The following is a 6,042-nucleotide window of genomic DNA, read 5'->3' as shown; positions in this document are numbered from 1 at the left end:
AGAACCAGGGGCGCTCACCGCGTCGGTGGATGCCATCTAGAAGCCACAATCGAGTCGGTCAATCGGAAAATTGCACGGGCATCGATATTTCTGCACAACACACAAAATCCGTGCCGCCACACCGGGAAATCCGGGACCGCCCGGCAAAAAGGACGCAAACGGATTTGCTCCGCTGCGCCCTCCCTATATTGCACAGTCCGCGCCAAAGCGCGCGATCAGAGAAGCAGCATAGCGATCGACGGGGAACCGCTACAGCGGCAATCCCACGTAATTTTCGGCGATCGTCGTCTGCGCGGCGATCGACGATGCGATATAGTCGAGATCAGCCATCTGCATACGCCGATCGAACGCATCGCTGTCTGGAAAACGATGCATCAACTTGGTGAGTTGCCATGAAAAGCGCTCCGCTTTCCAAACGCGCGCCAACGCCTTGTCCGAATAGGCTGCAATCGCGTTCCGGTCCTGCCGCTTGAAATGGCCGATCAACGCTTCGGAGAGATAATGGACATCGGATGCGGCGAGGTTCAGACCCTTGGCGCCTGTCGGGGGCACGATATGCGCGCTGTCCCCCGCAAGCATCAGCCGGCCATGGCGCATCGGCTCGAACACGAAGGATCGAAGCGGTGCGATCGATTTCTCCAGCGCGGGGCCGCGCACCATATGCGCCGCCGCCTCCGGCCCAAGACGGGTCGCCAGTTCGTCCCACAGCCGATCATCCGGCCAATCCTCGACCTTCTCGTCCAGAGGAACCTGGATATAATAGCGGCTGCGCGTTTCTGACCGCATCGATGCCAGCGCAAAGCCGCGCGCATGATTGGCGTAGATGAGTTCATGGTTGCAGGGCGGCACATCCGCCAGGATGCCGAGCCAGCCGAACGGATAGATTTTTTCATAGGCGGTGGCGACCGACGCCGGAATCGCCTTGCGCGAGGGGCCATGAAAGCCGTCGCACCCGCACAAAAATTCCGCATCGATCCGATGGATGGCCCCATCCTTGCTGTAGGTGACATAGGGGGCATCACTGTCGACATCGTGCAGCGCCACCTCCGCCGCCTCGTAGATGATCTCTAGCCCGCGCTCAGGCGCTGCCGCCATCAAGTCGCGCGTCACCTCGGTCTGACCATAGACCATGACCTGCTTGCCGGTCAGCGCCGCGATATCGATACGGATCAGCCGTTCGCCATCGGCGAGGTAAAAACCATCATGGGGCAAACCCTCGCCATACATACGCGCGCCCAGGCCAAGCCGGTCCATGAGGTCCGTGGTCGTCCGCTCCAGCACGCCGGCGCGAATACGTCCCAGCACATAATCGGACGAGGCCCGTTCGACGATGACGGTTCCGATGCCCTCAGCCCGCAACAAATGGCCGAGCAACAGCCCGGCCGGGCCTGCACCGACAATAGCGACCTGGGTCTTCATGATGATCCTCTCCGGCATATGCGAAATAGGGGAGGATCATGCCGGATCACCCTGCCGCGGCCCATGGCGGGACCAACCGAATAATTGGACGATCGATCACATTGGCGGACCGCTCCAAAGCCCCATATCGGTCGACAAAGGCGGGAAATGTCGAAACATCGCCCTGATCAGCATGGATAATCCGGTCACACTGCCGGCAGGATTACCACGCTGCCCGGCGCATCACGCAACCGCAGATAGAGCTTCCCGTCCTGCGGCGCCGGCGCCTTGAGCGCGGAACCGGTATAGCCATGCGCCACCTCCGCCACCTGATCGAAGGCCGGAGTCGCTCCGACCGCATCGATCAGGAACAGGTCGCGGCCGCGGATGGTGCATCCCTCCGCCTTGTCCTCGCACGCCACTGCCTCGATCTGCGGCAATCGCGCCAGCGTAACCAGCGGCTGCCAATCGCTCGCCGCATTATCCCGCAGCAGACGAAAGCGCAGAGGACCAAAAAGCGACGGCGCCATCGCCTTGGGGTCGAATCGGGCCACCATCACCTGCGGCCCTTCAAGCCGCAGCCCATTGGCGGCCGTCAGACGGACGGAAGGACTGTCGCCATCGGCGGGGGCGACCTCGATCGCGTCGGCCGGGGTCAAGCGCGTCGCACCTTTGGACTGCACGGAAAATACCAGTTGCCCATTGTCAGGCAGCAGATCGTCGCCCGTCAGCGACAGCACCTTCGCGGCGGGCGGTCCAGGCGTGACGCTCTTGCTCAGCAGGGCGACCTGTGGTCGGGGCGCAGCCACCGTCACCGCCAGATTGACCGTCCGCCCGTCGCGCAGCTTTACCCGCGCGCTCACATCCCCTCCCTGTTCAGGCACGCCGCCCTCGCCCTGCGCCCTCAGTCTCAGCCGGTCCACGGCGCCGTCGCGCGTCAGGCCATCGGGGCGAAGCACAAGTCCGGCAATGTCGACGCTCTCGACCTGATCAAGCCTTTGCCCCGACAACAGCGCGTCCCTGTCCCCCGCATGGATCAGCAGATCATCCAGCCGGCTCGCCTGCGCATAGCTCCGCAGCGCGACAGTCGACGCCTGGGCGACGCCGCGATATTTTACCGCGATATCAAGCATCCCCGGCTTTCGGTCCGTCAGCGGCAGGGTGAGCGCCAGCCCATCCCGCCCCTGCACTTTCCAGCCGATCGACTGGGCCGGTCCGTCCCCCTGACGGATCGTCACGCTTTCGACGCAGGCCGGCGCGCTGCCCTTCAGCAGCAGGGCATTGTCGCGGCCCACGACCAGGGCCGGCGCTTCCCCCTCCACCTTCCAGCCATGGTCATCGGGCAATTGCAGCGTGAAATCCGGCCCCTCGAACCGGTCGAAACCCCAATAGCCATGAAGATGCCCCTGCGCTGCCCCCTTGAACGCGACGGGCAGATCGGCGCTACTGGGCAGGACATATCCGCCTCGGTCGGCTCGCGCCGTCACGGGCAGGTCCACCGTCTCGCCCGAAGACGCTTGCAAGGCCAGTTTCATATCGCGGGCATAGGCGGTCGAATAAATGAGCGGCGCGCCCTCAACCGGCAGCAACGTGCCGCCGCCGACGGCGCAGATCGGCGCCTCGGCCGCATTGCGCAGGCGCGGCGGGCTGTCTGCTTCTATGGCGGGCATCGCGACCACCATCACGGACTTGGGCTTCTGAAAGGAGGGCGCGGCATTGAGCAGCAAGCCGATCCCTTCCGCCTTGCGCACGCTTAGCGTCGGCAGATAGTCGAATTCCGGGTTGCTGAACGCGCCGAAAATCTTCGCCACGTCGCGCACCACGCCGATATAGGCGCTGTAATAGCCATAGCCCGCCTCCCGCGTGGCGCTCAATTGCAGCGCCAGATCGGTGGGCGCGCCGGTCAGCGTCTCGGCCATCGAACTGCTGTGCACATCGGCCAGCACCAGCGAATCCCGATTATCGAGCAGACAGGACGCCTGCAATTCGACCACCTTGGACAGGCATTCCTCGTTGAGTTTCATCGACAGGCTGCGCGCCAGCGTCGGCGCGACGCCGCGCAGAAATTCAGGATGCGTATTTTCCTGCGCGCGGATCGCCGCCATGAAGGCGTCGAGCCGCGACCGATCGAGCGAGGCCTGGTTGAGATCCTGCGTCGCCCGCACGAACTCGCCGGGCTTGCCGCGTACCGCGTCCGTCAGCGTGCCTTCCGCCCCGCCGGTATCGGGCACCAGGAACAGCACCATTTGCCGCGCGCCCTTGGGCACGGTCAGAGTCAGCGCCCTGTCCTTGTCCTTCTTCTTCCATGTTTCGGCAAAGCTGATCCAATCCTTGGGCGGCGGATTGGTCGCGCCGCGCAGAAAGGCCGACACGAGGATGAAGCGCGCGCCCTGATCGGCGGGAAGGTCGGCCTCGATCGACAGCCTATCGCCTTCTGACAGGCTCGGCACCTGCGCGATGGGCAGGCTTTGCATACCCCGCATCACCATGATCCGCAGCGACGGGCCGGACAGCTCGAAGGGTGCGGGATCGGCCGCACAGAGCGATGCAGGCGCCAGCAATGCGAGCAGCAAGGCGGGTCCGCAACGGGCAGCGCGGCGCGGCATCCTGTTGATCGGCAAGCGCATAACTTTGTCTTCCGGCATTTCTCTTCTGCGACCCCGACCGCCTCTCCCACATCGACGCAGGCAAGCCAAGAGCGGAAGGACAAGGTTGCGGCAGGCCGACAGGTTCACCGACGGAGCGGAACGCGGGCGCCATCACCCCCGACCTCGGGTCGACAGGTCCGCACGACATGGCCAGCCGGAGACATTTCCTTCAGACTTCGAGCTTCTCGCGCTTTTCGCCCCCTGGCACGCCATGGGCGACGCGCTTCTCATAGTCGGGATCATCCTCGGGCTTCGCCAGCGCGCCCATGACTCGCCCATGAATCTCCTCCAGCGTGCCGCGAAATTCGGGATAGGGCAGGATATAGAGCTGGTCCGCCTTCACGCCTTTCAGCACATATCGGGCAAGCACTTCGGGCTCCATCCCGATCGCGATCACCTGCTTCAGATGCGCCATGACATTGGGGTCAGCGCCATAATAGCCGGTATTCTGGAGATGCGCCGGCCGCGTCAGCACCGCCTCATGGATGTTGGTGTTGACCGCGCCGGGGCAGAGCATCGACACGCCGATGCCATGATCGGCAAGATCTAGCGCCAGACATTCCGACAGCCCCCGGATCGCCATCTTCGACGTGCAATAAATGCCCGTTCCCTTGAGCGCGACAAAGGCCGACATGGACGCGGTGTTGACAATATGCCCGCCATTGCCCCGCGCGATCATGCGCGGCACGAAGGTCTGGATGCCGTTGATCACGCCGCGCAGATTCACATCCAGTTGCCAGTCCCAGTCATCATAGGTGGCGTTCTGAAGCGGCCCGAAGATCGAGACGCCCGCAGTGTTGAACAGCAGTTCGACCGGCCCCAGCGTCGCCTCAACCTCATCCGCCACGCGGGCGTAGGCCGCACGATCGGTGATATCCAGCTTGACCGCCATCACCGCATGGCCGCGCCCGTCGAACCAGGCCATCGCCTCGTCCAGATGGTCTTGCCTGATGTCGGCGATCGCGACCCTGCACCCGGCCTCCGCGAAGACCTTCGCCTGCCCCAGCGCCACGCCCGATCCGCCTCCGGTGATGAAGGCGGTGCGCCCCGCGACCTGCGTCATGCCGCCATCTCCTTTCCCTGCCGCCGGGCAAGCTGGTCATCGAACGCCGGATTGGAGAGCAGGAAGCCGATTTCCTTTGCCCGATCCTGATTGATCGCCTCATCGGGCATCGACGCCAGGATCGCGTCGAAGCGCGTGCGCATTCCCTCCGCGAATTCGGGATGCGTCAATATGTACAGGTCGTTGTCGCGAATGCCGGCCAGCACCCGCTCGCCCACCTCGTCCGCGCTCATCCAGAGCGGCGAGACCGGCCGCTTCTCCAGATCCTCCTCGCGCTGCCGATAGCCGCTGTCTTTCCGATATCCGGCAGGGCGCAATTCGCCGCTATGGGCGATATGGCTCTGCACCGGTCCCGGCAGGAAGGCCGACACGCCGATATTCTCCGCCGCCAGTTCGCCCCGGATCGCCTCGGAAATGCCCAGGATCGCAGCCTTGGCCGCCGTATAGATGGCCGAATAGCTGACCGGGATCAGCGCTGATTGCGAGGATGTGGTGACGATCTGCCCGCCCTCGCCATGCGCCTTGATGCGCGGCAGGATCGTGACGAGGCCATTGATGACGCCGCCCAGATTGACGCCCATGCCCCAGTCCCAATCATTATAGCGCGCATCGAGCACCGGCCCCATCACGCCAATGCCGGCATTGCCGATCAGCATGTGGATCTTCCCGAACCGCGCCTCCGCCGCGTCAGCGGCGCGGGCGAAGCCGGCGCGGTCGGTGACGTCCAGCTGCATCGTCTCCACCTGCGCATCGGCATCGAGATCGGCCTTCGCCTGCGCCAGAGCCTCTTCGCGAATATCGGCGATCACGATATTGGCGCCCGCCCGCACCAGCGCGCGCGCGATGCCCAGCCCGATCCCGTTCGCGCCCCCGGTGATGAAGGCGGTCCTGCCCCGCACATCGATCATCGGCGCTTTTGCTGCCTGTGTCATC

The 6,042-nt window shown here is 64.3% G+C and carries 4 protein-coding genes; all 4 read right to left on the bottom strand.

The window, feature by feature from the left end; genetic code table 11:
- Positions 1 to 249: 249 nt before the first annotated feature.
- Positions 250 to 1,419, bottom strand: coding sequence for a 4-hydroxybenzoate 3-monooxygenase (gene pobA / locus AC58EF_RS24010; protein ID WP_497279004.1), 1,170 nt, complete (start codon positions 1,417 to 1,419; stop codon positions 250 to 252).
- Between the two features lie 185 nt (positions 1,420 to 1,604).
- Positions 1,605 to 4,025, bottom strand: coding sequence for a hypothetical protein (locus tag AC58EF_RS24005; RefSeq protein WP_497279003.1), 2,421 nt, complete (start codon positions 4,023 to 4,025; stop codon positions 1,605 to 1,607).
- 190 nt (positions 4,026 to 4,215) lie between these two features.
- Positions 4,216 to 5,109, bottom strand: a complete 894-nt coding sequence (locus tag AC58EF_RS24000; protein WP_497279001.1) for an SDR family oxidoreductase — start codon at positions 5,107 to 5,109, stop codon at positions 4,216 to 4,218.
- Complete coding sequence (locus AC58EF_RS23995; RefSeq protein ID WP_497278998.1) at positions 5,106 to 6,041, bottom strand: SDR family NAD(P)-dependent oxidoreductase; 936 nt, start codon at positions 6,039 to 6,041, stop codon at positions 5,106 to 5,108. The genes AC58EF_RS24000 and AC58EF_RS23995 overlap by 4 nt, the downstream gene beginning before the upstream one ends.
- Between the last annotated feature and the right edge of the window lies 1 nt (position 6,042).

It is taken from the genome of Sphingobium sp. WR1 (assembly GCF_059693745.1).
The sequence above is the reverse complement of the archived record's forward strand: the minus strand, read 5'-3'. Positions and strand labels throughout refer to the sequence as shown.